This window comes from Arthrobacter sp. PGP41, assembly GCF_002953935.1.
GTDB lineage: Bacteria > Actinomycetota > Actinomycetes > Actinomycetales > Micrococcaceae > Arthrobacter.
This window is the reverse complement of the sequence record NZ_CP026514.1, coordinates 3,085,661-3,111,701: the sequence shown is the minus strand read 5'-3', so window position 1 is coordinate 3,111,701 and position 26,041 is coordinate 3,085,661. Positions and strand designations below refer to the sequence as shown.

General features: G+C 61.8%; 31 protein-coding genes. 16 read left to right on the top strand and 15 right to left on the bottom strand.

Features of this window, described 5'->3' with window-relative positions; genetic code table 11:
• The first annotated feature begins 2 nt into the window (after positions 1-2).
• From rplR to C3B78_RS14110, 15 genes are all read left to right on the top strand, one after another.
• Positions 3-386, top strand: coding sequence for a 50S ribosomal protein L18 (gene rplR, locus C3B78_RS14180; protein ID WP_104998632.1), 384 nt, complete (start codon positions 3-5; stop codon positions 384-386).
• Complete coding sequence (rpsE, locus tag C3B78_RS14175) at positions 383-1,105, top strand: 30S ribosomal protein S5 (protein ID WP_104998631.1); 723 nt, start codon at positions 383-385, stop codon at positions 1,103-1,105. The genes rplR and rpsE overlap by 4 nt, the downstream gene beginning before the upstream one ends.
• 2 nt (positions 1,106-1,107) lie before the next feature.
• Positions 1,108-1,314 (top strand): 50S ribosomal protein L30, encoded by a 207-nt coding sequence (gene rpmD / locus C3B78_RS14170; RefSeq protein WP_078027228.1) that lies wholly within the window; start codon positions 1,108-1,110, stop codon positions 1,312-1,314.
• Positions 1,315-1,800, top strand: coding sequence for a 50S ribosomal protein L15 (gene rplO, locus C3B78_RS14165; protein WP_104998630.1), 486 nt, complete (start codon positions 1,315-1,317; stop codon positions 1,798-1,800).
• Between the two features lie 214 nt (positions 1,801-2,014).
• Positions 2,015-3,325, top strand: a complete 1,311-nt coding sequence (gene secY, locus C3B78_RS14160) for a preprotein translocase subunit SecY (protein WP_104998629.1) — start codon at positions 2,015-2,017, stop codon at positions 3,323-3,325.
• A 5-nt stretch (positions 3,326-3,330) separates the two neighbouring features.
• A complete protein-coding gene (locus C3B78_RS14155) occupies positions 3,331-3,900 on the top strand; it encodes an adenylate kinase (RefSeq protein WP_199775422.1) in 570 nt (189 codons plus the stop codon).
• Positions 3,901-3,971: 71 nt separating this feature from the next.
• Positions 3,972-4,799 (top strand): type I methionyl aminopeptidase, encoded by an 828-nt coding sequence (map, locus tag C3B78_RS14150; protein ID WP_104998627.1) that lies wholly within the window; start codon positions 3,972-3,974, stop codon positions 4,797-4,799.
• A gap of 36 nt (positions 4,800-4,835) precedes the next feature.
• Positions 4,836-5,771, top strand: a complete 936-nt coding sequence (locus C3B78_RS14145; RefSeq protein WP_104999807.1) for a P1 family peptidase — start codon at positions 4,836-4,838, stop codon at positions 5,769-5,771.
• A 167-nt stretch (positions 5,772-5,938) separates the two neighbouring features.
• A complete protein-coding gene (gene infA, locus C3B78_RS14140; RefSeq protein ID WP_009358723.1) occupies positions 5,939-6,160 on the top strand; it encodes a translation initiation factor IF-1 in 222 nt (73 codons plus the stop codon).
• A 70-nt stretch (positions 6,161-6,230) separates the two neighbouring features.
• A complete protein-coding gene (gene rpmJ, locus C3B78_RS14135) occupies positions 6,231-6,344 on the top strand; it encodes a 50S ribosomal protein L36 (protein ID WP_009358722.1) in 114 nt (37 codons plus the stop codon).
• Positions 6,345-6,527: 183 nt separating this feature from the next.
• The gene (gene rpsM / locus C3B78_RS14130) at positions 6,528-6,902 is read left to right on the top strand and encodes a 30S ribosomal protein S13 (protein ID WP_003803743.1); all 375 of its coding nucleotides are present in this window, start codon (positions 6,528-6,530) and stop codon (positions 6,900-6,902) included.
• A gap of 54 nt (positions 6,903-6,956) precedes the next feature.
• Positions 6,957-7,358 carry a 30S ribosomal protein S11 gene (gene rpsK, locus C3B78_RS14125; protein ID WP_018769149.1) on the top strand — a complete coding sequence of 134 codons (402 nt, stop codon included), beginning with the start codon at positions 6,957-6,959 and terminating at the stop codon, positions 7,356-7,358.
• Between the two features lie 130 nt (positions 7,359-7,488).
• Positions 7,489-8,499 (top strand): DNA-directed RNA polymerase subunit alpha, encoded by a 1,011-nt coding sequence (locus tag C3B78_RS14120; RefSeq protein ID WP_013601812.1) that lies wholly within the window; start codon positions 7,489-7,491, stop codon positions 8,497-8,499.
• Between the two features lie 71 nt (positions 8,500-8,570).
• Entirely contained in the window at positions 8,571-9,164 is a 594-nt protein-coding gene (rplQ, locus tag C3B78_RS14115; protein WP_104998626.1) for a 50S ribosomal protein L17, read from the top strand.
• Between the two features lie 32 nt (positions 9,165-9,196).
• Positions 9,197-10,108, top strand: coding sequence for a tRNA pseudouridine synthase A (locus tag C3B78_RS14110; RefSeq protein WP_199775259.1), 912 nt, complete (start codon positions 9,197-9,199; stop codon positions 10,106-10,108).
• Between the two features lie 43 nt (positions 10,109-10,151).
• On the opposite strand, the gene C3B78_RS14105 is transcribed toward C3B78_RS14110, so the two are convergent.
• Positions 10,152-11,822, bottom strand: coding sequence for a sensor histidine kinase (locus C3B78_RS14105; RefSeq protein WP_104998625.1), 1,671 nt, complete (start codon positions 11,820-11,822; stop codon positions 10,152-10,154).
• 251 nt (positions 11,823-12,073) lie between these two features.
• Between C3B78_RS14105 and C3B78_RS14100 the strand changes: the two genes are divergently transcribed.
• On the top strand, positions 12,074-12,865 hold the full coding sequence (locus C3B78_RS14100) for a response regulator transcription factor (protein ID WP_104998624.1): 792 nt from the start codon (positions 12,074-12,076) through the stop codon (positions 12,863-12,865).
• Between the two features lie 6 nt (positions 12,866-12,871).
• Here the strand turns inward: C3B78_RS14100 and C3B78_RS14095 are convergent, their stop codons facing one another.
• From C3B78_RS14095 to cpaB (C3B78_RS14030), 14 genes are all read right to left on the bottom strand, one after another.
• Positions 12,872-13,336 carry an Hpt domain-containing protein gene (locus C3B78_RS14095; RefSeq protein WP_199775258.1) on the bottom strand — a complete coding sequence of 155 codons (465 nt, stop codon included), beginning with the start codon at positions 13,334-13,336 and terminating at the stop codon, positions 12,872-12,874.
• Positions 13,337-13,427: 91 nt separating this feature from the next.
• Positions 13,428-14,312 (bottom strand): type II secretion system F family protein, encoded by an 885-nt coding sequence (locus C3B78_RS14090; RefSeq protein WP_104998623.1) that lies wholly within the window; start codon positions 14,310-14,312, stop codon positions 13,428-13,430.
• Positions 14,313-14,318: 6 nt separating this feature from the next.
• A complete protein-coding gene (locus tag C3B78_RS14085; protein ID WP_104998622.1) occupies positions 14,319-15,251 on the bottom strand; it encodes a type II secretion system F family protein in 933 nt (310 codons plus the stop codon).
• Between the two features lie 10 nt (positions 15,252-15,261).
• The gene (locus C3B78_RS14080; RefSeq protein ID WP_104998621.1) at positions 15,262-16,746 is read right to left on the bottom strand and encodes a CpaF family protein; all 1,485 of its coding nucleotides are present in this window, start codon (positions 16,744-16,746) and stop codon (positions 15,262-15,264) included.
• A complete protein-coding gene (locus C3B78_RS14075) occupies positions 16,746-17,942 on the bottom strand; it encodes an AAA family ATPase (protein WP_104998620.1) in 1,197 nt (398 codons plus the stop codon). Before C3B78_RS14075 ends, C3B78_RS14080 begins: the two co-directional genes overlap by 1 nt.
• Positions 17,939-18,697: a Flp pilus assembly protein CpaB gene (gene cpaB / locus C3B78_RS14070; protein ID WP_104998619.1), complete on the bottom strand. Its 759-nt coding sequence runs from the start codon at positions 18,695-18,697 to the stop codon at positions 17,939-17,941. The genes C3B78_RS14075 and cpaB (C3B78_RS14070) overlap by 4 nt, the downstream gene beginning before the upstream one ends.
• 38 nt (positions 18,698-18,735) lie before the next feature.
• A complete protein-coding gene (locus tag C3B78_RS14065; protein WP_104998618.1) occupies positions 18,736-19,794 on the bottom strand; it encodes a TadE/TadG family type IV pilus assembly protein in 1,059 nt (352 codons plus the stop codon).
• The gene (locus tag C3B78_RS14060) at positions 19,782-20,156 is read right to left on the bottom strand and encodes a TadE/TadG family type IV pilus assembly protein (protein WP_104998617.1); all 375 of its coding nucleotides are present in this window, start codon (positions 20,154-20,156) and stop codon (positions 19,782-19,784) included. The genes C3B78_RS14065 and C3B78_RS14060 overlap by 13 nt, the downstream gene beginning before the upstream one ends.
• 150 nt (positions 20,157-20,306) lie before the next feature.
• On the bottom strand, positions 20,307-20,498 hold the full coding sequence (locus tag C3B78_RS14055) for a Flp family type IVb pilin (RefSeq protein WP_104998616.1): 192 nt from the start codon (positions 20,496-20,498) through the stop codon (positions 20,307-20,309).
• Between the two features lie 269 nt (positions 20,499-20,767).
• Positions 20,768-21,646 (bottom strand): type II secretion system F family protein, encoded by an 879-nt coding sequence (locus C3B78_RS14050; RefSeq protein WP_104998615.1) that lies wholly within the window; start codon positions 21,644-21,646, stop codon positions 20,768-20,770.
• Positions 21,647-21,655: 9 nt separating this feature from the next.
• On the bottom strand, positions 21,656-22,597 hold the full coding sequence (locus C3B78_RS14045; protein WP_234005398.1) for a type II secretion system F family protein: 942 nt from the start codon (positions 22,595-22,597) through the stop codon (positions 21,656-21,658).
• Positions 22,598-22,599: 2 nt separating this feature from the next.
• Positions 22,600-24,072 carry a CpaF family protein gene (locus C3B78_RS14040; protein ID WP_104998614.1) on the bottom strand — a complete coding sequence of 491 codons (1,473 nt, stop codon included), beginning with the start codon at positions 24,070-24,072 and terminating at the stop codon, positions 22,600-22,602.
• Entirely contained in the window at positions 24,069-25,268 is a 1,200-nt protein-coding gene (locus C3B78_RS14035) for an AAA family ATPase (RefSeq protein ID WP_104998613.1), read from the bottom strand. Before C3B78_RS14035 ends, C3B78_RS14040 begins: the two co-directional genes overlap by 4 nt.
• Positions 25,265-25,993: a Flp pilus assembly protein CpaB gene (gene cpaB, locus C3B78_RS14030; RefSeq protein WP_104998612.1), complete on the bottom strand. Its 729-nt coding sequence runs from the start codon at positions 25,991-25,993 to the stop codon at positions 25,265-25,267. The genes C3B78_RS14035 and cpaB (C3B78_RS14030) overlap by 4 nt, the downstream gene beginning before the upstream one ends.
• Positions 25,994-26,041 lie beyond the last annotated feature (48 nt).

Here is a 26,041-nt window from a genome sequence, read left to right as displayed (position 1 = left end):
CCATGGCCATCTCAATTAACAAGAAGCGTACGAACAAGAGCAAGTCTGCTTCGCGCAGCCGCCGCCAGCTTCGTATCCGTAAGCGCATCTCCGGTACGGCTGTACGTCCGCGTCTGGTCGTCAACCGTTCCGCACGCCACGTATTCGTCCAGGTTGTCGATGACACCAAGGGCATGACCGTAGCGAGCGCCTCCACTCTGGAAGCCGACCTTCGTGCATTCGACGGCGACAAGACTGCCAAGGCCAAGCGCGTTGGCGAACTCGTCGCAGAGCGTGCCAAGGCTGCCGGTATCGAAGCTGTTGTCTTCGACCGCGGTGGTAACAAGTACCACGGCCGGATCGCCGCCGTCGCTGACGGTGCACGTGAAGGTGGGCTGTCACTGTGACGGAAGCAAACAAGGAAAAGGACACTGTGTCTGCAGATCAGAAGGCTACTGAAGCCGTAGCTGCCGCTGAGACCACTGCCCCCGCAGCTGCCGATGACCGCCGTGGTGGCGCTCGTCGCGGCGAGCGTGGCGACCGTGGCCAGGGCCGCGGCGACCGTGGTGGCCGTGGCGGCCGCGACGGCGGCCGTGAAGCCGAGAAGAGCCAGTTCGTAGAGCGCGTCGTCACCATCAACCGCGTTTCCAAGGTGGTCAAGGGTGGTCGTCGCTTCAGCTTCACCGCCCTGGTCGTCGTCGGTGACGGCAACGGTATGGTCGGCGTTGGCTACGGCAAGGCTAAGGAAGTTCCTGCCGCTATCGCAAAGGGCGTAGAAGAAGCTAAGAAGTCCTTCTTCCGCGTTCCCCGCGTTGGCAGCACCATCCCGCACCGCGTTCAGGGTGAGGCTGCCGCAGGCGTCGTAATGCTGCGTCCGGCCTCCGCCGGTACCGGTGTTATCGCCGGTGGCCCGGTCCGTGCAGTACTGGAGTGCGTGGGCATCCACGACATCCTCTCCAAGTCGCTCGGTTCCTCCAACGCCATCAACATCGTTCACGCGACGGTTGATGCCCTGAAGCGCCTCGAAGAGCCGGCAGCAGTGGCAGCACGCCGCGGCCTGCCCCTCGACGAGATCGCTCCGCCGGCACTGGTGAAGGCCCTTCTGAACATGAAGGCAGGTGCCTAGTCATGGCTAAGAACCTGATTCCCTCCGACGCCCAGTTGGAGATCACTCAGATCAAGTCCGCCATTGGCGGCAAGCAGAACCAGCGCGACACCCTGCGGTCCCTCGGCCTGAAGCGGATCGGACAGACTGTTGTCCGCACCGCTGATGCCGTGACCGTTGGAATGCTCAACACGGTTCCGCACCTGGTAAAGGTAGAGGAGGCGAAGTAAATGGCAGAGAACACTGCTGATAAGGCACAGGCTGCTGAGAAGCAGAACGCCCTGAAGGTTCACCACCTGCGTCCCGCCCCGGGTGCCAAGACCGCCAAGACCCGTGTTGGTCGTGGTGAAGCATCCAAGGGTAAGACCGCTGGCCGTGGCACGAAGGGTACTGCAGCCCGCTACCAGATCAAGGCTGGCTTTGCCGGCGGCCAGCTGCCGCTGCACATGCGCCTGCCCAAGCTGCGCGGCTTCAAGAACCCGTTCCGGGTCGAGTTCCAGGTTGTAAACCTGGACAAGCTCAACGAGCTGTTCCCCGAAGGTGGCGCAGTCACCGTGGAGAACCTGGTCGAAAAGGGTGCCGTTCGCAAGAACCAGCCCGTCAAGGTGCTGGGCACCGGCGACATCACCGTCAAGGTTGACGTCACCGCCCACGCATTCTCGGCCAGCGCCGCTGAAAAGATTGCCGCAGCAGGCGGAAGCACCACCGCGCTCTAGAGCCGGTGGGCGCCAAGCCCGTTGTTGAACTCCCGGTCCCGGGGCTACGGCCCCGGGGCCGGGAGTTTTTCCATCCGCCCGGCGTTTTTTCGCCGCCATCCGGCGCAGTGCCGCTTCCGCGGATTGTTCGCAGGGCGCGTACACCCGTTAGACTCGGTTGTTGGGATTCATAGATCCCCATCACACCACTCTTATTTACACCACAGGAGGACGCTTGCTTAGCGCATTTGGCCGGGCCTTTCGCACGCCTGATCTGCGACGCAAGTTGTTGTTCACGCTGGGAATCATCACCATCTTCCGCTTGGGTGCTTTCATTCCCTCGCCTGGTGTGAACTACCAGAATGTCCAGCAATGCTTGCAGAACGGTCAGACGGCAGGCGGGCTGTACCAGCTCGTGAACCTGTTCAGCGGCGGCGCGTTGCTCCAGGTGTCCATCTTCGCCCTGGGCATCATGCCGTACATCACGGCCAGCATCATCGTCCAGCTGCTTCGGGTGGTCATTCCCCGTTTCCAGCAGCTCTACGAAGAGGGCGCCTCAGGTCAGTCGAAACTGACCCAGTACACCCGTTACCTCACCATCGCGCTGGGCCTGCTCAATGCCACCACCCTGGTGTCGCTGGCGCGTTCCGGCCAGCTGCTTCCGGGCTGCAACCTGCCGATCATTCCTGACAGCAGCGTGGTCACCACCATCCTGATCATCATCACCCTGACGGCCGGCACCGGCCTGATCATGTGGATGGGCGAACTCGTCACCGAGAAGGGCGTGGGCAACGGCATGTCGCTGCTTATCTTCACGTCCATTGCCGCCACCTTCCCCACCTCCCTGGGCGCCATCTGGACCTCGCAGGGTCCCGGGACGTTCTTCATCGTCCTCGCCGTCGGCTTGCTCACCGTGGCCCTGGTGGTCTTTGTGGAGCAGTCGCAGCGCCGTGTCCCCGTGCAGTACGCGAAGCGGATGATCGGCCGCCGCACCGTGGGCGGCACCAGCACCTACATCCCCATCAAGGTCAACATGGCCGGTGTTATTCCGGTGATCTTCGCTTCCTCCATGCTGTACCTGCCGGGCCTGATTGCCCAGTTCAACCAGCCCAAGCAGGGCGAGCAGCTCCAGCCGTGGGTGGAATGGATCAACAACAACCTGGTCCGCGGCGACCAACCGATCTACATGGTGCTGTACTTCGCCATGATCGTGTTCTTTACCTACTTCTATGTCGCGATCACCTTCAACCCTGAAGAGGTCTCGGACAACATGAAGAAGTACGGCGGTTTCATCCCGGGTATCCGCGCGGGTAAGCCGACCGCTGACTATCTGCAGTACGTGCTCTCCAGGATCACCCTGCCCGGAGCCCTGTATCTGGGGTTCGTGGCGCTGATCCCGCTGGTTGCACTGGTTCTGATCAACGCGAACCAGAACTTCCCGTTCGGTGGCACCTCGATCCTGATCATGGTGGGCGTGGGCCTGGAGACCGTCAAGCAGATTGATGCGCAGCTACAACAACGTCACTACGAAGGGCTTTTGCGATGACGAGAATGCTGATTATTGGGCCTCCGGGCTCCGGAAAAGGAACGCAGGCGGAACGGATTTCAGAGCGCCTCGGCGTTGTGGCCATCTCCACCGGCGACATCTTCCGTGCGAACGTGAAGGGCGAGACGCCCCTTGGCATCGAGGCCAAGAAGTACATGGACAACGGCGACTTCGTTCCGGACAGCGTGACCAACAAGATGGTGCGGGACCGGCTCAGCGAGGCCGACGTCGAAAACGGCTTCCTGCTGGACGGCTACCCCCGCACCACCGCCCAGGTGGACTACCTGGACGAGATCCTCGCCAAGGGTGAGGAAAAGCTCGACGTCGTCCTGCAGCTGACTGCAGACGATGAGGAACTGGTGCACCGGCTGCTCGGCCGGGCCAAGGAAACGGGCCGGAGCGACGACAACGAAGCCGTCATCCGCCACCGCTTGGACCTTTACCACGAGCAGACGGAAGCCGTGGTGGCAAAGTACGCCGAGCGCGGCATCCTCACCCAGGTGGACGGCATCGGCCCCATCGACGAGGTCACCGACCGCGTCATGCAGGCCATCAAGGCAGCGCAGGCAGCCTGACAAGGCGGCAGTTATCCGAGGCTCCTCCCGTCATCCGGGAGGAGCCTCAGCCATTTGAAAGAAGGAACACCATGGCCTTTGGCCAGCCCCGCATCGAATACAAGACCAATGCCCAGATGCGTACCATGCACGAGGCAGGCCTGGTCCTGAGCCGCGCGCTTGACGCTGCCGTCGCCGCGGCCGTGCCCGGAGTGACCACCAAGCACCTGGACGACGTCTTCGCCGCAGTGCTGAACGAGGCGGGCGCAAAGTCGAACTTCCTCGGCTACCACGGATTTCCGGCCACCATCTGCACCTCCGTCAATGAGGAAGTGGTGCACGGTATCCCCGGCAGCCGTGTGCTCAAGGACGGGGACATCATCTCGATCGACGGCGGCGCGATCGTGAACGGCTGGCACTCCGACTCTGCCAGGACCGTCATTGTGGGCACCGCCGATCCGGAGGACCAGCGCCTTTCGGACGTGACCAATGCGGCAATGTGGCGCGGAATCGCGGCGCTGGCCACGGGCAAGCATGTGGGTGACATCGGCGCCGCCATCGACGACTACGTTTCCTCCGTCCCCGGCAAGCCGTTGGGGATCCTTGAAGACTACGTAGGCCACGGCATTGGCTCGGAAATGCACATGGCCCCGGATGTGCTGAATTACCGCACCAGCCACCGTGGCCCCAAGATCCGGCCCGGCCTCTGCCTCGCGATCGAGCCCATGCTGGTCCGCGGCGGCATCGACACTGCTGTCCTTGAGGACGACTGGACCGTGGTGACCACGGACGGCAAGCGCTCCTGCCAGTGGGAGCATTCGGTGGCTGTCCATGAGAAGGGCATCTGGGTGCTGTCAGCGCCCGACGGCGGCGCGGAGCACCTGGTGCCCCTCGGCGTCACCCCGGTGCCGATCCCGTAGGTTTCGCTCCGCCCGCGGAGGGGAAGAATGGGTGCCATGGGAGCAATTACCGATGTGCCCGGGATCCGGGTTGGCCATGCGCAAAAATCCGACGACGGCTGGCTGAGCGGGGTGACGGTGGTCCTGCCGCCGCCTGGAACGACAGGTTCTGTGGATGTCCAGGGAGGCGGACCGGCCACCCACGAGACCGACGCGCTGGATCCCACCACCTTGGTCAGCACCGTTCACGCCATAGTCCTCACCGGCGGCAGCGCCTACGGCCTTGCCTCCGCTGCCGGCGCCCAGCGCTGGTGCGAGGAGAACGGCCGCGGCTTCCCGGTGCCCGGGGGAGTAGTCCCTATCGTGCCGGCAGCGGCGATCTTCGACCTGGGCAGGGGCGGGAACTTCTCCGCACGCCCGACGGCGGACATGGGCTACGCGGCAACCGCCGCCGCTGCGGCGCAAACGGAAGGGCACGACGTCGGACGCGGCAACGTAGGCGCCGGCACCGGGGCCCTCATCGGCAGGGGACAGTTCAAAGGCGGCGCAGGCACGGCCTCCATTACCCTGGACAACGGCGTCATTGTCGGAGCCCTTGCCATCGTCAACGCGTTGGGACTCCCGTTTGGTTTCGAAAAGCTCGAGCACCATGATGCAGACGCGCCACTGAACACTACCCTCCTCGTTGTCGCCACCAACGCCGTTCTGGATGTTGCCGAGTGCAAGCGGACTGCTTCCGCGGCGCACGCCGGCATAGCAAGGGCCCTGAATCCAAGCCACACCCTGGCCGACGGGGACACTGTATTCTGCCTGGCCACCCAGGCTGCGGCACTCGACCGTTCGGACGAAGCTGCCCGGCGGCTCAGCCTCATCACCCTGCAGAGTGCGGCAGCCGACGTCGTACGCCTGGCCATCCTCGATGGCGTGGCCAGCGCCCAAGCCGTGAGCACTCCGGCGGGGGAATATGGTGCGTACGGCGGCGGGATGCGCTAGCATGGCTGGATTTAACTTTCGCTGCAAAGTGGCGTAGTGTTGTTTGTTGGTTGTCTGGACTGCCACGCCCTTTTGGGTCTGGAGCCGGCAATCGATCCAACCAAAACGTTCGTGGCCATGCCCGGTGCAATCCGGCAGGGCTGCGGCAACAACAGTTAGCGGAGGGTATGGCCAAGAAGGACGGGGTCATTGAGATCGAAGGCGTTGTGACCGAGGCGCTGCCTAACGCGATGTTTCGCGTTGAGCTCACCAACAAGCACATCGTTCTGGCACACATCTCTGGAAAGATGCGTCAGCACTACATCCGAATCCTCCCAGAGGACCGCGTAGTGGTGGAGCTGAGCCCGTACGACCTCACCCGTGGTCGTATCGTCTACCGCTACAAGTAAATTGCTGGGCGGCTTCAGCGCGAGCTGAGCGCCGCTCCAGTTGACCAACTGTTACACGCAAAGGAATGCCATGAAGGTCAAGCCGAGCGTCAAGCAGATCTGCGAAAAGTGCAAAGTGATCCGCCGTAATGGCCGGGTCATGGTGATCTGCGAGAACCCGCGCCACAAGCAGCGCCAGGGCTAATTTCCCTTCATCGGGAAATCCTGGGTTGCTAACCCACGCAAGTAAATAAAGGCAGCACAAGCTGATCTGGAACATTGAGCTCGAAAGAGTCCGGACAGCTAACCCCCGGTCGGAGGCTGGGGCCGCACAGAACGTGCGGGTGTACTGCCTAGGACCTCCGGTTTATCAAGGAGTACTGCCACTATGGCTCGTCTCGCTGGCGTAGACATTCCCCGCGAAAAGCGGCTGGAAATTGCGCTTACTTACATCTACGGCGTGGGCAAGACCCGTGCACACGAAACCCTGGCTGCCACTGGCATCAGCGCTGACGTTCGCGTCAAGGACCTGACTGACGCCCAGCTGGTTGAGCTGCGTGACTACATTGAAGGCAACTACAAGGTTGAGGGTGACCTTCGCCGCGAAGTAGCAGCAGATATCCGCCGCAAGGTTGAAATCGGCAGCTACGAAGGCCTGCGCCACCGCAAGGGCCTGCCCGTACGCGGACAGCGTACGAAGACCAACGCACGTACCCGCAAGGGCCCGAAGCGTACCGTCGCTGGCAAGAAGAAGGCCCGTTAAAATCCCCGCCGGGACTAACGGACTTTCCCCCGATAACTTTCTGTAGGAGAAAAAATGCCCCCGAAGACTCGTGGCGCGGTTCGCAAGCCGCGTAAGAAGGACAAGAAGAATATCGCGCTGGGCCAGGCGCACATCAAGAGCACTTTTAACAACACCATCGTTTCCATCACGGACCCGAACGGCGCTGTTATCTCTTGGGCTTCCTCAGGTGAGGTTGGCTTCAAGGGCTCGCGTAAGTCCACCCCGTTCGCAGCCCAGATGGCTGCCGAAGCTGCTGCCAAGCGTGCGCAGGAGCACGGCATGCGCAAGGTAGACGTTTTCGTCAAGGGACCGGGCTCCGGACGCGAGACCGCGATCCGTTCGCTCCAGGCCGCCGGCCTCGAGGTTGGCTCCATCCAGGACGTCACCCCCGCTGCGCACAACGGCTGCCGCCCGCCGAAGCGCCGCCGCGTCTAAGGCTTTTCCGCCGTTTGAGCTTGCCCGGACCGTCGACGGTCCGGGCAAGCCCAGCGCGTTAAGTCTTCAGACCGAATTTCCACCACCTGTGTTGCGTCATATAGCGGATGCTCGCCGAAAGGAAACCTAAGTGCTCATTGCACAGCGCCCCACCCTCTCCGAAGAGGTAGTCTCCGAAAACCGTTCGCGTTTCATCATTGAACCGCTGGAACCGGGCTTCGGCTACACCCTCGGAAACTCCCTCCGCCGTACCCTGCTCTCCTCCATCCCCGGTGCTGCCGTAACCAGCATCCGGATCGATGGCGTGCTGCACGAGTTCACCACGGTTCCGGGTGTGAAGGAAGATGTCACCGAGATCATCCTGAACATCAAGAGCCTCTCGGTCTCCTCCGAGCACGACGAGCCGGTTGTTGCATACCTGCGCAAGCAGGGCCCCGGAGTCGTCACCGCCGCGGACATCGCTCCTCCGGCCGGCGTCGAATTCCACAACCCGGATCTGCACATCGCCACGCTGAACTCGAAGGGCAAGTTCGAACTCGAACTGACCATCGAGCGCGGCCGCGGCTACGTTTCGGCAGCTCAGAACAAGTCCGGCGATGCAGAGATCGGCCGCATCCCGGTCGACTCCATCTACTCGCCGGTGCTGAAGGTTACTTTCCGCGTGGAAGCAACCCGTGTTGAGCAGCGCACCGACTTCGACAAGCTGATTGTCGATGTCGAGACCAAGCAGGCCATCGCCCCCCGCGATGCTGTTGCTTCCGCAGGCACCACCCTGGTGGAGCTCTTCGGTCTGGCACGTGAGCTGAACACCGCAGCTGAAGGTATCGAGATCGGCCCGTCGCCCACCGACGCTGCCCTGGCAGCCGACATGGCACTGCCGATCGAGGATCTGGACCTCACCGTCCGTTCCTACAACTGCCTCAAGCGTGAGGGCATCCACACCGTGGGTGAACTCGTTGCCCGCTCCGAGGCTGACCTGATGGACATCCGCAACTTCGGTGCCAAGTCCATTGACGAGGTCAAGGCAAAGCTGGTTGAACTGGGCCTGTCCCTCAAGGACTCGCCTCCCGGTTTTGACCTCGCAGCACGCGCCGCAGCAATCGAAGAGGACGACGCCGCCTTCGGCGACGACGAACTCTAAACCAGACCTTGGCCGGCGGGCAGGCACCACGGTGTGCAGCGCCCACGGCTTCCATTTGAGGAGAAACAATTATGCCTACCCCTACTAAGGGTCCGCGCCTCGGAGGCGGCCCGGCTCACGAGCGCCTCATGCTCGCGAACCTGGCAGCATCCCTGTTCGAGCACAAGCGGATCACCACAACGGTGACCAAGGCCAAGCGCCTGAAGCCGTACGCAGAGCGCCTGGTCACCTTCGCCAAGCGCGGCGACCTCGCTTCCCGCCGCCGGGTCCTCGGCCTGATCAGCAACAAGGGCGTCGTCCACGAGCTGTTCACCGACATTGCCCAGGCAGTGGAGAACCGCGACGGCGGCTACACCCGCATCACCAAGATCGGCAACCGCAAGGGCGACAACGCTCCCATGGCTGTCATCGAGCTCGTCCTCGAGCCCGTTTCCGCCAAGCAGGCTGTTGTGGCTGAGGCTACCTCCGCTGCCAAGCGCGACGCGGACAAGAAGGAAACCGCTGCTGCTGCCCCTGCTGCCGAGGAAGCTCCCGAAGCTGAGGCTGAGGTTGTTGAGACCGAAGCGGCTGAGGCTCCCGCCGCTGAAGAGGCTGCAACCGAAGAGGCACCCGCCGCTGAAGAAGCTCCCGAAGCTCCGGCTGCCGAGGAGAAAGACGCGAAGTAATTCGCTGACTTCCTTCGCATAGACTTGAGTCTATGAACGACCAAAAACCCGCGGCCCCCGTTTTGGGGGGCGGCGGGTTTTTGCGTGTCCGGCTTGATTTATCCTACGACGGCGGCCCTTTCAACGGGTGGGCATTGCAGCCTGGGCTGCGCACGGTCCAGGGCGTCCTCGAGGAGGCCCTGCACCTGCTGGTACGGCGGCCGGTCCGCGTCACTGTTGCGGGCCGGACGGACGCGGGAGTGCACGCACGCGGCCAGGTTGTCCACCTGGACCTCACGGAAGCCGAGTGGCTGGGACTCCCGCGCGGGCACGAACTGGATCCCGCCGTCGCCATGCTGCGCAGGATCCGCGGCGCCCTGAGCCGGGTGCTAGGCGACCTCACCGGCGCCGTGGAGGTGCACAGGATTTCTCTGGCACCTGAAGGCTTTGATGCCCGTTTCTCGGCCCTGTGGCGGCGCTACAGCTACCGCATCGCGGACGGGCCTGCCCTGTGGGACCCGCTGGGCCGTTACTCCACCCTGTGGCATAAGAATCCGCTGGACGTTGATCTGCTCAATGAGGGTGCCGCCAAGCTCCTGGGGCTGCAGAACTTCCTGTCCTTCTGCAAGCCGCGGGAGGGTGCAACCACCATCCGCGAGCTCCAGCGCTTCGAGTTCACGCGGGCCGAAGACGGCGTCATCGTGGCCACTGTCCAGGCCGACGCCTTTTGCCACAACATGGTGCGCGCCCTGATCGGCTCTGCCCTGTATGTGGGGGAGGGCGTTGAAGAACCGGGCTGGCTGCATGAGCGCCTGCTGGCCAGGAAGCGGGACGCCAGGTCCGTGCTCGCCGCGCCGCACCCGCTGGTGCTGGAGGAAGTGGCCTACCCGTCAGACGACGAGCTGCTGGCCCGCTCGGAACTGACAAGGGCGCTGCGGGAGCACTCGTCCCCACCCGCACCCTAACCTCGCAAGTACGGCCAGGGAATCCTCCGGGCGTGGGCCCGGCCTAGAAGGACGGCGGGGGCCCGTCCGCCGGGAGCGTCAGCGTGAACGTGCTGCCCTTGCCCTGGCCGCTCTCACAGGTGATGGTGCCGCCGTGACCCTCCACAATCATCTTGGTGATGGACAGGCCAAGCCCTGCGCCGGATATGGCCGCCTTCCGTGCAGACTCCGTCCGGAAGAAGCGCTTGAAGACCCTTGCAGTGTCCTCGCTGCTCATGCCCATTCCGGTGTCGCTGACGCTGAGCCGGACCCAGTCCTCACTGAAACTGGCGCTGACGCTGACCGTCCCGCCGTCGGGGGAGTACTTGATGGCGTTGGAGACGAGGTTGTCCAGTGCCTGCCCGATGCGCAGCGGATCCGCGTAGGCCCAGAGGGGCGAAGGAACGTCGGTCCTGAGTTCGATGTGTGCCCGCTCAGCCTGGGCCTGCGCGGAACCGAGACTGGTCTCCACCAGGCTGGCCAGGTCTGTCCGCTTCGGGTGGACATTCAGGGCGGCCGACGCCGACGCCGAAAGGTCGGAGACGAGGGCAACCAGCCGTTCCGCGTTCCGCTGGACCACCAGCAGGCGCTGGGCCACCTGCGGCGGCAGTTCCGCGCCGACGTCGTCCAGGACGAGGTCGATGTTGCCGATGATCGAATTCAGGGGGGACTTGAACTCGTGGGAGACGTTCGTGACGAGTTCCTGGTTGGCGGCGAGGGCTTCCACCCAGCCGGTGACATCGCTGTAGACCACCACCGCACCGTTGAAGCTGCCGTCCTCGCTGACCAGGGGGCGCGCTGCCGTGGACAAGGCGCGCTGTTCGGTTCCTTCGCCGGCCCACACCAGATAGTCGGCAAAGGACTCGCCTGCGATCGCCCGGTTGATGGGACGTTTTTCCGGTGGCAGAGGGGTACGCCTGTCCTGCCCGAAGATCAGCTGGTGTCCCTGGCCCGGCACGGCGTCGTCGGCGCCGGTGGCGCGGCGGAAGTGGCGTTGACGGTTGTTGGAGACGAGGAAATGGCCGGTACGGTCGACGGCGGCAATTCCGACGTCGGTGGCGTCAAGGACCGTCTGGAGCAGCTTTTCCCGTTCCCGGCTCTCCTGCAGCAGTTTCCGGAGTTCGGTGTCTTTCTCCGCGAGTTCGCGCTGCTGCAAACGGAGGTGGATGCTCGCGAAGCGGATGGCCAGCGATACGGACAGCATCATGAGGGGAAAGAGGATCACGGTGGTGATGTCCGAGGCGTTGAGGTTGGGGAATCGTCCCACCACTGGGGGGACCACGATGAACATTGGGCCAACAAAGCTGAGCACAAGGCTGCTGCGCGTGAGCATTCCCGAGGCGGAAAGCCAGATCACCGGGAATACCACCAGGACAGCGAGCCCCGGCAGGAGCGGGGCGGCTCCGTTGCGCAGGAGCCCGATTGCCGCGAAGTCCAGGATGGGCACAAACAGATAGGCCTGGTGGCCAAAGCGTTCCCACGGCACCAGGAAACAGCCTAGGAAGAGGATCGCATGGAGGAGGATGCCGGCCATATAGAGGGGACTGTGCAGCAACGCCGGCCATGCAAAGGGCGTAGCCACCGCAAGCCCCGCCACAATCAACGTGAGTGGGAGCTGGCACAGGGCCGCCTGGGCCCGGGGTCCGAGACCACGGAAAATCCGCGCAGGTCCAGGCTGGAACAGGTGTTCAGCCACCGTCGACCACCATTTCTGGGACTGTCCCGAAGCTGGAGCATTCGCAGCTGTAATGCATTTTCGGGTGGGTCACCGTGCCCCATCCTTTCGGTATCATAATCCACATCCCTTGTCATGATAATTGACTTTTCGAAATCAATGTCGAATGGATGTCAACAGCAGCGCTTACGAGTAGCGTATAAATGGTTGGAGCGGGTATGGCATTGGCGCTGGGCCAATGGGGGGCATATCCGCCTGGCATGGGGATAGTAATGGACGAACTTGGTGTGGCGGTAGTAATAGAAGACGACGCCGACGTGCGCAACCTGCTGGAAGGTGTGCTCACCCAGGCCGGCTTTGAAGTGCATACAGCCGCGGACGGGCGGGCCGGAGTAGAAGTGGTCCGCACCAAGCAGGCCAATGTGGTGACACTGGACATTGGACTGCCAGACATCGACGGCTTTGAGGTACTGCGTCGGATCCGACATTTCAGTAACGCCTATGTGGTAATGCTGACCGGCAGGACTGAGGAACCGGACCTGCTGTCCGCCCTCAACGCTGGTGCGGACGACTACATTGCCAAGCCGTTCCGGCCCCGGGAACTGCGGGCGCGCGTAGCCGCAATGATGCGCAGGCCGAGGCACGAAGTCAGCGGGCAGAAAGCGGACGTGTCCGCGGGGGGAGCGCCTCCTGCTCCGGCCGCCGCAGCGAGAACCCATGACACCGCCGTCCTGCACCACAATGGACTTACGCTGAACCACCGCACGCGTACGGTGGAGATCAAGGGTGAACCGCTGGGGCTTACCCGCAGCGAGTTCGATCTACTGCATGTGCTGCTGCGCGGCGGCGGTGCAGTGTGCACCCGGGCTGACCTGGTCCGGGCCGTGCGCGGCGAGTTCTATGACCATGACACGTACATCAGCGAGGCGGACGAACGCGCAGTCGAGGTCCATGTGGGAAATCTGCGCCGCAAGCTCAAGGAGGACCAGGTGTCCCCGCGCTGGCTGCAGACGGTCCGCGGCGTGGGGTACCGGCTGGCTCCCAGCAGACAGTCCGAGGGTTGATCAGGATCAGTCGTTTTCCAGGATGTAGTTGGCCTGCAACTCGGACACCGTATGCCCGCCGTCCTCTGCCACCCGCACCATCAACACCTTGCTTTGGCCAAAGTCACCTATGCGGATGACGGCCTCCAGCAGTTCGGCAAGTTTCGCGAGGCGGAGTCCGCCCACCATCATGGACGTGATCTTCAGGCTTATTACGGCGTCAAGGGCAGAGTCCCTGTCCTGGTTGTCAACTGCTGCGGCCAGCCGGGCGTAGCGCTGGTCCCACATGGCTGCATAGTCGCGGGCGAAGCGCTGGGCCAGGCCGGAGCCCGCGAGCTCGTCTTCGAGCTCTTCGAGGACCGCGGCGTCAACGAGCGGCAAGAGTCCGGCCGTTTCCTGTGAGGGTGGTGTTCCTGCGGCTGAAGCGACCCCGGGCGGCAGGTAGCCCGCAGCGGCGGCCTCGCTGCTGAAGCCGGGATCGTGATTTTGCATGATTCAAGGCTACTTCCTGTAATTCGTCCGTTGTCCTAATTCGGGTGATCCTGTGGAAACCTTGCGGATCCTTTGAGACGGAGGCCGTGGCCTATTGTCCGCCCAAAGTCACCACGGTATTGATGACGGCCGGTCCAAGGATGGCGATGAAGAGGACCGGGAAAATGAAGAAGAGCAGTGGAAACAGGATCATTACGGGGAGCTTCATTGCCTTTTCTTCAGCGCGCTGCCGCCGTTTCATGCGCATCACCTTGGCTTGGACGCGAAGCACCCGGCTGATGGCAATGCCGTAGGTGTCCGCCTGGATTATCGCCTGCACGAAGCTGCGAAGTTCAGGGATACTGGTTCGTTCGGCAAGCGCCAGATAGGCCTCCCTCCGGCTGCGGCCGACCTGCATGTCCTGCAGGGTGCGCACTAGTTCCTCGGAGAGCGGGCCCTTCCCGTTCTCGCCAGCCCGTGCCATGGCGCCTTCGAAACCCAAGCCGGCCTCCACGGAAATCAGCATTTGGTCGAGGGTGTTCGCGAGTTCCAGCTGGATAACCTTCTGCCGTTCTTTTCCCTTGCTGTACAGCAGGAGGTCCGGAATGAAATAACCCAGGAATAGGACGAAAAGGCCTGCAAGTTTCATGAGCGGCGTGGTTCCCACCACCGTCATGTAGAGCCCTAACACGAGCCCCGTAAGTCCGAGCGCCAACTTGGTGCCCATTACTTTGCCCAATGGCATGGAAAGGGGCCGCCCGGCGAGCGAAAGCAAACGATCCAGGAATGCGACGTAGCCCGGGGGCGTAATCCGGCGTCCAATTGTTTCGAGCAGGCTTCGTTTTTCGGCCGGGGCCACGCTGACTGATGGGGCGCCCCGGGCCAGCAATTCGCTCACCGCTAACTGGCCCTGCTTGTCCACGGTGAGGACGGACCAGGCCAGGGCGGCTATGGGAACGGAGACTAGGACGACCGAGAGGAGAATGATCACGTTCATGTTTTCTCAGAACTTCAGGTCGATTATCTTGCGCATCCACAGCGCGCCGATAGTCATGAGGACGAAGGAGACCCCCATCATCGCCCAGCCCAAAGGATGGGCGAACATGGAATTCATGTAGGTCGGACTCATAGCCACCAGCATGGCTACGATGCCGAAGGGCATGGCGATCAGGATGTATGCGGAGAACTTGCCCTCAGCGGCGAGGGCTTTGATGTGGCCCTTGATCTCACTGCGCTCACGGATAGTTTCGCCGGTCTGGTCCAGGACATCCGCTAGGTTACCGCCCACTTCACGGTTGATCTGTATGGCTTGGGAGATCCACACGAAGTCTTCGTTCTGCATCCTGTCGGCAGTGTCATTCAGGGCGGCCAGCAGGTCACGGCCCAGGCTGGTTTCCGTGATCACACGCCGCATCTCCTCAGACGTAGGCTTTTGTGATTCTGCGGCGGCGGCGTCGATTGCGCGGAGGATGCTGTGGCCGGCCCGCAGTCCGCCGGAGAGCAGTTGCAGGGTGTCGCCCAGTTGGCTGTCGAAGGCAGCCCGCCGTTTTCCGGCCAGGAATCCTAGGACCAGTCTTCCGACGAACGGCGCCAGCAGCGCAAGCAGTAACCCCACCAGAGGCCCCACGGTGACAGTCCCTACCAGCATTCCCACGCATGCGCCGATCCCCACTAACAGGAAGAACTCGGCCTGACTCAGCCGCAGCCCGGCATTTTCTAGTTCGGCCCGGGAGAACATTTTGACATCCCGACCGGTAAAGAGGCGCTCGAAGGACCTGACGGCGGATCCCGCCAGCCGGGACAGCGAGGAGGGAGGTTCGGATTCAAAAGGACGACGGCGCTCCAGCGGCACTGTCGGGGCGCTGGGCTGAAGCGCAGCAACGCCCAGCAGAAGCACGGCGACAAGCAGGATGATTGCTCCAACAGTAAGGATCACGGTTGTCCCCTTATTTTGCGGCCGGCATCTGCGGGCCTGCGAACACGGCCGGTGAAACGTGGATACCCAGGTCCTCGAACCGGTCGATGAATCGGGGCCGGATCCCGGTGGCTACGGGTTTGCCGAGGAAACGGCCATGGGCGTCCACTCCTGCGGAGTAGTCGAAGACGAAAGCATCCTGCAGGGTCACAATATCTCCTTCCATGCCTTGGACCTCGGTGACGTGGGTTATGCGGCGGGAGCCGTCGCGGAGCCGCGAGATCTGCACGATGAGGTTGACCGCTGACGCGATCTGTTCGCGGATGGCCCGCAGAGGCAGGTCCATGCCTGCCATGAGCACAAGCGTTTCGAGTCGAGCCACCGCGTCCCGGGGGGAGTTCGAGTGGACAGTTGAGAGCGAGCCGTCGTGGCCGGTGTTCATGGCCTGGAGCATGTCCAGTGACTCGCCTCCACGGACCTCGCCCACCACGATCCGGTCAGGCCGCATACGCAGCGAGTTCCGGAGCAGTTCCCGGATGGTTACCTCGCCTTTGCCCTCGGTGTTAGGCGGTCGGCTCTCGAGCCGGACCACGTGTTCCTGTTGGATCTGGAGTTCCACGGCGTCTTCGATCGTGACTATGCGCTCGTCCGATGGCAGGAAGGACGACAGCACATTGAGGAGCGTGGTTTTGCCGGTGCCCGTACCACCGGAAACGATGATATTGAGTTTGGCTTTGACACAGGCGTTGAGTAATTCCGCCATCTCGGGTGTAAGGGTTCCGAAATTGATAAGGTTTTGGACGGTCAGCGGGGTTTTGCTGAATTTACGGATAGTCAGCGAGGAGCCGCCGACGGCAAGGGGCGGGATCACGGCGTTGACACGGGAGCCGTCCTCAAGGCGCGCATCGACCAAGGGTGAGGACTCGTCGATGCGGCGGCCCACCTTGGAAACGATCCGCTCAATGACCTTGCGCAGGTGTTCCTCAGAACTGAACCGGGATTCTGACAGTGTGAGTTTGCCCTTGCGTTCAACGTAGATCTGGTCCATCCGATTGACCATGATCTCGCTGACATCAGGATCATCGAGCAGGCGCTGGAGAGGGCCATAGCCGAGGACGTCGTCGGCAACGTCGCGGACAAGGCGGGTGCGTTCCTCGGGTGACAGCGGAACCTGCTCGGCGTCGATGATGCGGGTCAGTTCCTCCTTCGCCGTGCTTCGGAGCTCCTGCTCGGTAACCGCCGCGTCGTTGAAGCGTGCGCCCATCCGTTCGAAGAGGGCGGTGGCGGCCCTGAGCTTCATGGCTGCGAAGACATCCACTTGCTGGACCTTGGGCGCATTGGAAGCACCGGCGTCGGCCGTTACGTCGACGGTGGGACGGGCAGGAAAGTGCCGCGGCTCGCTCTCCCGCGCCGGGGCGGGGGCAGCAGTCGGACGCGTCGGCTCGAGCACTGCAACATTGCTGCCAGATGCCTGATTGCGGTCCTGGACTGCGCTGATCCGTTCGGACAGTTTCATCAGATGACCACCCTTCGGTGCAGTTTACGCTGGGTCTGGGTACGCCATGCCGGGTTGAATCGCTCCACAAGTTGGCGGAGATTCTTCACGGCAGGGTCCTTTTTGGATTCCTGGAGGACAGGGATACCCCTGTTCGTGGACAAAGCAACCGCACGGGACCGGGGGATACTGACGTCCACGGGAGCACCGATAGTGGATTCAACGTCCTGAACATTGAGGCCGGACTTGCTGTCGGCCATGTTGAGCACAACGTGACGGGACTCCGGCATGATCTCGAGTTGGCGCAGCACTTCGAGTCCCGAACGCAGTCCGCGAAGGCTGGGGATGTCCATACCGCTGACCCAGACGGCGTCCGTGCACTGTTCCATGGCGGCAAGTCCGATCTCCTGCATACCCGGCGCCGTATCCAGGACGACGTACTGGAATTCCTGGGCCAGCTGCTCCACCAGATGGCTCACCTGTTCCGCGGTGATGTGGTCCGCGTGCACCGGGTTCTCCGGGGCGCATAGGGCGTAGATTCCCGCTGGGTGCACCGTGAGGAAGGCCTTGAGCACCAGGGAGTCCTGGCTGGCGGCGGGAGTAACGGCATCGGTAACGGTGTGCTGCGGTTTGAGGTACAGGCCCGAGGCCACGTCGCCGAACTGCAGGTCCAGGTCAACGATGACCACGCTCATGGGTGCAATCTTGCCCAGCCCTATGGCGATATTGGTCGCGAGGGTGGTCTTGCCAACGCCGCCCTTGGGGGAGAAGACGCCAATAACCAGGCCCTTGCCGGCGTTTTCGGACGGCGGCATGTCATGGTTTCGGTGCCGCGTGGCGAAGGACTGGCAGGCACGTTCCAACAGCACGCGAATTTCTGCCGCGTCTGCGTGCGGGCTCAGGACGTCGCGGATACCGGCGCGCATGGCTTCCAACACGAAGGTAGGGCTCACGTCGCTGACCAGCACCAGGCTCAGCTCGGGAACCTGGACGTCGAAGACCTTGGCAAAGCGCAGGGCCTCCTCGGGGGGAACGTCCGGGCCGATAATGAGGACCTCCGGCTGTTCCTGATTCAGGAGTGCGAACAGTTCCTGAGGCCCGGCAGGGAGGACGTCAGACGCGATCGTCTGAACTGTTCCACGCAGGCCGTGTGCGACGGCGTCGCGGAGTTTCTGGTCGAACTCACCACTGGGGGAGAGCAGGACGAAGCGGCTCACTTGTAGACCACTTCCTTGCGTTCGACCCGGGGGCCATTGTCCTGGGCGTCGAGGGGTTCCTTGGTGAGCCAGAGAGTGCCGTTGATTGACGTGAAGATGATCTTGCTGGCATCGACATCGGTGACGGCGACGGTGATCATGAGGGAACCCTGCGGGAGGGTGGTGTCTTGAGAATTGGCCTCACCCTCGGCCGGCTTCTCCGTGCTGGCAGGTTCGGGTGCCCGCTGGACGGCGGTCACGAGTACTTTGCGCAGTGTGAGTTGCGTCGTTGCGTCCTCGGCTTTGGCCTTGTAAGCGCCGCCCTCGAAATTAAGCGCGATTCCGACGTGGTCACCCACATTGATCCGACCACCCACCACCCGCTTGGGTTCAACCTCGAAGGAGACTTCCTGAAGGCCTGCGGGCACCTCGACGGCGCCTTGGGCTTTGACGTCGGCCGGGGCGACGAGCCGCTCGGCCAGGAGCTGTTCCCCGGGTACGAGGTCAACCGCACTAACGGTGCCGGCTTTGTTGTCCAGGGTGCTCAAGGCGGTGTCTGAAACCCCGGCGGCGGGAACCTTTTCGAGGGCGAGGGCGGCAGCCATGTCGTTAACGGGAGTGCCCGCGGGGATTGCAGCCTTCACCACCAGGACGTCTACTGGTTGGGTGGTTGCTATGGCACGCTGGTCAGCGCCCTGCGCATAGAAAATGATGAGGAGGGCTCCCACGAGCGCCAGGGCGACCGCGGCCGTTCCGGCGAGCAGGCGAGACTTCACTTTCAACTCCTGTATAAGGTGGGTTCTTCGTCTAACGATCAGAGGGTGGGGCGAGCGATGGTGGCCCCGTATTCGTCCACTGGGCCCAAGGTGTAGCCGTCGGCGAGCGAGACGTATTTCACGAAGCTGCCGATTATTCCACGGCAGCTGCCTTTGCATTCAGTCGCCTTGGTAACGCCGGTCACGGTCGAGACTTGATTGCGGAACGTGTAGGGAAGGCTGTCGTCATCGGGACCTTTGCCGTCGCCGCCGCTGAACTTCCAACCCGTGACTTTGAAGGCGGCGAAAGACACCAAGCCATAGACAGCCCCGGAGCCTGTTCCCGTTACCTCGTCGAACACGGGCAGCAGGACTACGACATCCTTGCCGGCCGAGATGTCGGAAGCCCACTGATAGAGCTCGGCAGCGCAGTGTCCGGGAGCGTTGTTGCCCGTGTCGCTGCCACCCTCGCTGAGGTCCAGATCTATACTTCCGCCGCACTTGCCGGCGTCAGGTGCAAGCCAGCCGAACCCTCCCGAGACCGCCGCGCCTGACGGACCATAGTTGCAGTCCGGGTTGGCGTTGTTGCCGTGGTCCTGGAGCAGTTGGAGCGAGCCATCCACGTGACCTTTGACTTGACAGATGGAGAATGCGAGGGGAAAGGCGGTACGGCCGGCCTTGGGACTGCCCCATACGGCTGATGCCCGCGCTCCGACTTCTTTCGTAGGAATGCCGAGAATGTCTGCAAAGAAAAGTGATACCGAGTTCTCGTCTCCGCCCGTTTCCTTCGCCGTGGTGGCGACGGATATCGTCCTGGCGGTCTTGTCGAGGTCGATGGTGTGGACCTTGCTCAAGCCGTCCAAAGCGTTGTGGTTGGCGAGGGCGCCGGCGAGTGCCGACGTCGTGGAACAGTTCACATCGCTTGCGTTCCTCGCGCATTTCTGCGCTATGGCGATTGCGGAGGCGTCGGCGCCGTTTTGCAGCTGCGCACGTTCTGAGTAGATCACTCCGATGTCGACGGCGACTGCCACGAAGCCGAGGAGGGCCACCATGAGGATGGCCACGATGACGCTGATGGCCCCTCGTTCGTTTGTGGTGTCGCGCGTCATCCTCCGCATAGCATGACCCCCTTGCCCGTCATGGGAAATGGGCCTGCAATGCCCGTGATAGTGGACAGGTTGTACTTGATGGTTAGTGTCACCTGGGCGCCCGTGGTGCACACGGTGGGGCTCAGGGTAACGTCCGAATCTGAAATTGAGGTACTGACCGCTGCAGCAGCCTTCACTGCTGCAGCCTTGGCAGCGACCGGGTCGTTGGCAATCGCCATGACCCGCACTCCTTCTCGACCGGCATTGGTGAGGGTGATCTGGGCGTTGTACGCGCGCCCAAACTCGATGGTTCCAAGGACGAGCATCAGGAGTACTGGAAGGAGGATAGCGAATTCAACAGCGGCTGCCCCGCGTTCTGATGACTCCGGCATTGGCTGCGTCCCTCCTCGTACCTACTCTTGACACGCATCGTTTTCGAGATGCAAGCAAATTGTGCGGCGCAGGTTTCGGCTGCGCCGCACAACAAGTTTGGGCGTGTTCCGCAATATAGATCCTGATTGCTCCATGGGAGCGGGGAGTTCTTAGATGGTGACGTTCACCTTGTCGAACATTCCGTCCAGCGTCGTGCCCAACAGCTGGACGGCGATGATGATGACGACGGCGATGAGGCCAACCATGATGCCGTATTCGACGGCGGTTGCGCCCTTTTCGTTGCTGAGGCGGTTCTTGAGGTTGAAGCCGAGGGTCTGAAGGGTGGCGATGAGAGAAAGCATTCTGTACTCCTGAGCGAGACGGATGGCTGGCCCTGTACCAGCGCTAATACGAAGTTAGCAACGGGTTTGGGGCTTCTGGCCGTATCTTGGGACATCCTGCGCAAAGGCTTTTCACAGTGCGCTTTTCCTGCGCTTATGCAGAGCATTTCTTGAGGGGAAGTGGGGATGGGCTGGATCCAACTGCTGTACGAACGCAAAACGGACCCCCTCGGTTCTGGGTGCCGAGGGGGTCCGGTCTCTTGGGCGCCACGACGGCGCGGTGGGGTTACTTAGGTGAAGGCTTCCACGATCTTTAGGGCAGCCGGCCCAAGGAGAACGATAAACAGCACGGGGAAGATGCACAGAAGGAGCGGGAAGAGCACCTTCACGGGCAACTTCATTGCTTTTTCTTCAGCCCTTTGGCGACGCTTGACGCGGGCCTGCTTTGCCTGTGTCCGTAGAACCTTGGCGATGCCGATTCCGTACTTATCTGCCTGGACCACTGCCCGCACGAAGCTCCGCAAGTCCTGTACTGAGGAGCGCTGAGCCATAGCCTCGTACGCCTCCTGCCGCGGACGCCCTACCTGAATGTCTTGCAGCGTGCGCATAAGTTCCTGTGCTAAGGCCCCGCCGCCGTTAGCGCCCGCCCGGCTCATTGCAGCTTCGAAGCCAAGTCCAGCCTCAACAGAAATGAGCAACTGGTCCAGGGTGTTCGGCAGTTCAAGCTCAATTTCTTGTTGGCGTTTGGTGCCCTTGTTGTAGACCAGCAGGTCTGGAAGGAAATAGAGCAAAGCAGACAAGAATAAGCCCAGAGCTATGATCTGTGCTGATGGTGAGCCAGCGTACATCAGCAGTCCTAGCATGGCGCCGGCCAGGGCGAGCAGCGGCTTTGCGATGATCATTCTGTCCAAAGGCAGCGATGCCGGCCGACCTGCGAGTGACAGCCAGCGGTCCAGCTTTGCCTCATAACCCTTCGGAGTCAGCCGCTTTGACAGGTCTAGGAGTGCCGGCGGGCGTTGAATCACAGCCCCGCCCTCCTGTGTGAAACCTTGCGCCAGATTAGTTTGTACAGCTAGTGCGGCCTTGCGGTCAGTCGTCACCAGAGCCCAGACGAGATAGGCGACTGGTACTACCACAAGAGAGATGTAGAGCCACGCTATTGGTGTCATCGTGTCCCCCTAAAACTTGATCTTCACGATGCGGCTCATCCAGACGCCGCCGACTATGAACATGACAATGCTGCTGGCCAGCATCAGCATCCCGAGCGGCTTTTCCACGAACACGTTGAGATAACCGGGATTGATGAGGGCGAGGATGAAGGCAACTCCCACTGGCATTGCCATCAAGATATAGGCTGACATCTTTCCTTCAGCGCTTAGGGACCTGATCTGGCCCTTGATTTCACTGCGTTCACGTATGGTCCCTGCAACCTGTTCGAGTACTTCCGCCAGATCGCCGCCGACTTCACGATTAATTTGGATGGCCTGGGAGATCCAGCGAAAGTCCTCGCTGTCCATCCGGGTGGCCACGTCGTCCAATGCCAGCCGGACATCCTTGCCGATCCGGGTCTCGTTCACAATGCGAAGGAGTTCTTCTGACGTCGGCGCGTCTGCCTCTTGGGCCGCAGCTTCAACCGATCGAAGGACGCTATGGCCAACCCTTAGCCCACCGATCAGCATCTGGATGGTGTCCGTCAACTGTTCCTCAAACTTGGCCCGCCGCCTGTCCCTGAGAATGAGGAGAACAATCTTGGCAAGAAAGGGCGTCGCTGCCCCCGCCAGGAGCCCCAGAAGGGGGTGCGTCAGCAGCGCCGCAAACGCCGCCGTCAATAGCGAGGCAAGAGCTACACCGACCGTGAAGTCTGCGGGTGCCATTTTGACGCCCGCGTTGTAAAGCACTTCACGGTTATAAGGACCACCGGATTCGCCAATGACATTCTCGACCGCGTCGAGGGCTGTCTGCGAGACACGGGCAACTGCCGATTTGTCTTGTTGGACGCCGATCCGCCTTCGTTCCAGCGGAATGAATCCAAGCCGTGGCTTAAAGACGACGAAAACCACTATCACTATGGCGGACAGACAGAGCGTCACGGCAAGGACGAAAACCATGGGGGAGTCCACTGCTACCGCCTTCCTACCGGGGCCACGCCCGCACCAAAGACTGCTGGTGATACGGAAATGCCCAGTTCGGCGAATCGATCCAAGAAACGGGGCCGAATACCGGTGGCTACCGGCTTCCCCAGAAAACGACCCTGCGCATCCACGCCCGCGGAATAGTCGAAGAGGAAAGCATCCTGCAGGGTAACAATGTCGCCTTCCATCCCTTGCACTTCAGTCACGTGGGTAACGCGACGGCTGCCGTCCCGGAGCCTTGTCACCTGGATGATGAGGTCGACGGCAGACGAGACCTGTTCGCGGATCGCCCTTAGCGGAAGGTCCATGCCAGCCATAAGGACCAAGGTTTCAAGGCGGGCCACGGCGTCCCTTGGTGAGTTGGCGTGCACGGTGGACAACGAGCCGTCGTGGCCCGTATTCATGGCCTGCAACATGTCGAGGGACTCGCCGCTTCGAACTTCCCCGACAATAATGCGGTCTGGCCGCATGCGGAGGGAATTGCGGACCAACTCGCGGATGTTCACTGCACCCTTGCCTTCAATGTTTGGCGGGCGGCTTTCCAAGCGGACAACATGCTCCTGCTGGAGCTGCAACTCCACCGCGTCTTCGATCGTGACAATACGGTCGTCCGGAGGAATGAAAGAGGACAGGACATTGAGCAGTGTTGTCTTGCCGGTTCCGGTGCCACCCGAAACGATGATATTCAGCCGGGCCCGCACGCAGGCGCTTAGCAGTTCTGCCATTTCCGGGGTCAGCGACCCCCAGTCGATCAGGTTCTGCACCGTCAAGGGCACCTGGCTGAATTTTCGGATCGTGAGGGATGGCCCATTGACTGCGAGCGGCGGAATGATCGCGTTGACCCTGGACCCGTCCTCCAGCCGGGCATCCACCAAGGGTGACGACTCGTCGATCCGGCGGCCCACCTTGGACACGATCCGTTCGATTACTGTCCGAAGGTGTTCATCGGAGCTGAACCGCGAGCCAGTCAGTGTCAAGCGTCCGTGCCGCTCAATGTAGATCTGGTCAAAGCGGTTTACCATGATTTCCGTGACAGATGGGTCTTCCAAGAGACGCTGCAGCGGACCGTAGCCCATCACCTCATCTGCAATTTCACGGATGAGTCTGCGGCGTTCCTCAGGTGACAGCGGAACCTGTTCCTGGTCGATGACCGTGGACAATTCCTCGACAGCCGAAGCCCGGAGGGCATCTTCTGTAGAAGCGGTGTCGCCGAACCGGGTTCCCATCCGTTCGAAGAGGGCCTGGGCGGCCCTTTGCTTAAGGCCTGCCAGAGCATCCACAGCCGGGGTTGCTGCCATAGCCTGTGAGGTTGCTGGCGGCGCGGACAGGAGCGTCGGGAGCGCTGGAGGGGGCGAATTCAGACCTAGGCCCTGGGGCTCAGCCACAGTTTCCGCAGTTGCCGGATTTTGGTTTGGCTCACGTGAACCGCCGCTGGAGCGTGAAAGCCGGTCTGAGAGTTTCATGATACAACCACCCGTCGGTGAAGCTTGGTCTGTGTTGAGGCTAGCCATTGAGGATCAAAGCGATCCACGAGCTTTTTTAGGCCCTTGGAGGCCGAGTCCCTGGTGTTGCTCTGGAGGATGGGTATGCCTCGATTGGTGGAGAAGGGAAGGGTCCTTGAGCGCGGTATGACAGTATCCACGGGAACACCGATGGTAGCTTCGACGTCCTGCACTGAAATTCCGCTCTTCCGGTCAGCGAAGTTCAGGACGGTATGGCGGCCCTGGGGAAGCAGCTGGAGCTCCCGGAGTACCGCGAAGCACTTATGCAGTCCACGAATACTGGGGACGTCCATGCCGCAAACCCAAACCCCGTCGGTTGCCTGCTCGAGGGTCGCCAGGACATGCTCTCCCAGTCCGGGTGCGGTATCCACCACCACATACTTGAACTCACTCGCCAGTTGATTGATGAGCCGGGTGACGTGTTCGGCAGTAATGAAATCAGATTCGGCTGGAGTCTTCGGCCCGCAAAGCGCGTAGATGCCTGCCGGATGGACGGTAAGGAAGGCTTTCAACACCATTGAATCCTGGGAGGCTGCTCCTTTGACTGCGTCGGTGATTGAATGCTCCGGATCAAGCAGAAGACCTGAAGCAACGTCCCCGAATTGCAGGTCCAGGTCCACGAGCACCACGCTCATGGGCGCGACTTTGCTTAGGCCGATGGCCAAGTTCGTGGCTACCGTTGTCTTGCCAACCCCGCCCTTCGGCGACAAGACCGCAATAACCCTTCCTCGATCCTGATGTCCTTCGGCCGCAGGAGCCATGCCGCGCCGGCGGCTGGCCGAAGCCAGACATGCCCGTTCCAGCAGTACTCGGAGGTCACTCGAGCCGATCTCCGAGGACACCACGTCTCGAATACCAGCGTGCATGGCACGTAAGACCAACTCAGGGTTTGGCTCGGCGATCAGGAGGAGGCTGACCTCCGGGTACTGCAGGTCGAAGACCGTTGCCAGCTTGAGGGCGTCATCGGCTGCGACTCCCGGACCGAGAATGAGAACCTCTGGTGGCGCACCGTTAAGCTGCTTGAAAACGTCGTCAGGGCCACCGGCGAGCACGTGCGGCGACAGGGTCTGCAACTCACCGTGAAGTGCGCCGGTGATGGCTTGGCGAATTCGGCTTTCAAAGTCGCGCACTGCAGTGATTGCGACGAAGCGGCTCATGAGAACAGCCCTCCAAATTTGGTCACGGGAGGCGTTGTCTTGACTGTGGAATCGGTCTGCTTGGCCAGCCATAGCTTTCCAAACTCTGCACTGTAGATGAGCTTCGAGGCTTCCGCGTCGCTTCTAGCGAACGTGATGAAAGCAGAACCGCTTGGCATCTCAACTGCCTGGTCGGCGGAACCCGAACTTGAATTGTTCTTGGAAGCAGGCGGCGCTTTCTGCACTGCGGTTATCAGGACATCATGGAAAAGTAAGCCTGTTTGCCCGTCCTCTTTGTCAAAGGAAGAATAAATCGTCACTGTGTCACCGGCTTCAAGCCGGCCACCTAGTATGCGTTCGGGCGACAGCAGGAGAGTGACCTCTTCCAGTCCCTCCGGAACGGGAACGGTACCAGGAGCCAAGTCGCGGGGATCTACTAAGCGAGTGGCGAGAAGTTGCTCCCCTGGTTCAAGACCGACGGCCGTGACCTTTCCTTCCTGTTGATCCAGGGTGGTGAGGGCACCTTCCGGAACCGCGGATTTCGGGATCGACTCGACGCGGAGCTTGCCGGCCAGATCGGACGACTTTGTTCCCGCAGGGACTTGTTCTTTCACCACAAGGACGTTTACCGGTTCAAGGCCGGCCTGGGCTCGTGCTGAAGCGCCCTGTACATAAATGAATAGGAGAATGGCTCCCACTACTGCCAGCAGTAATGCAGCTAAGCCTCCCAGTAGGCGTGATTTCACTTCATTTGCTCCTTTATAGACATGGCAAGCGAGACGTTGTCCTGCTCG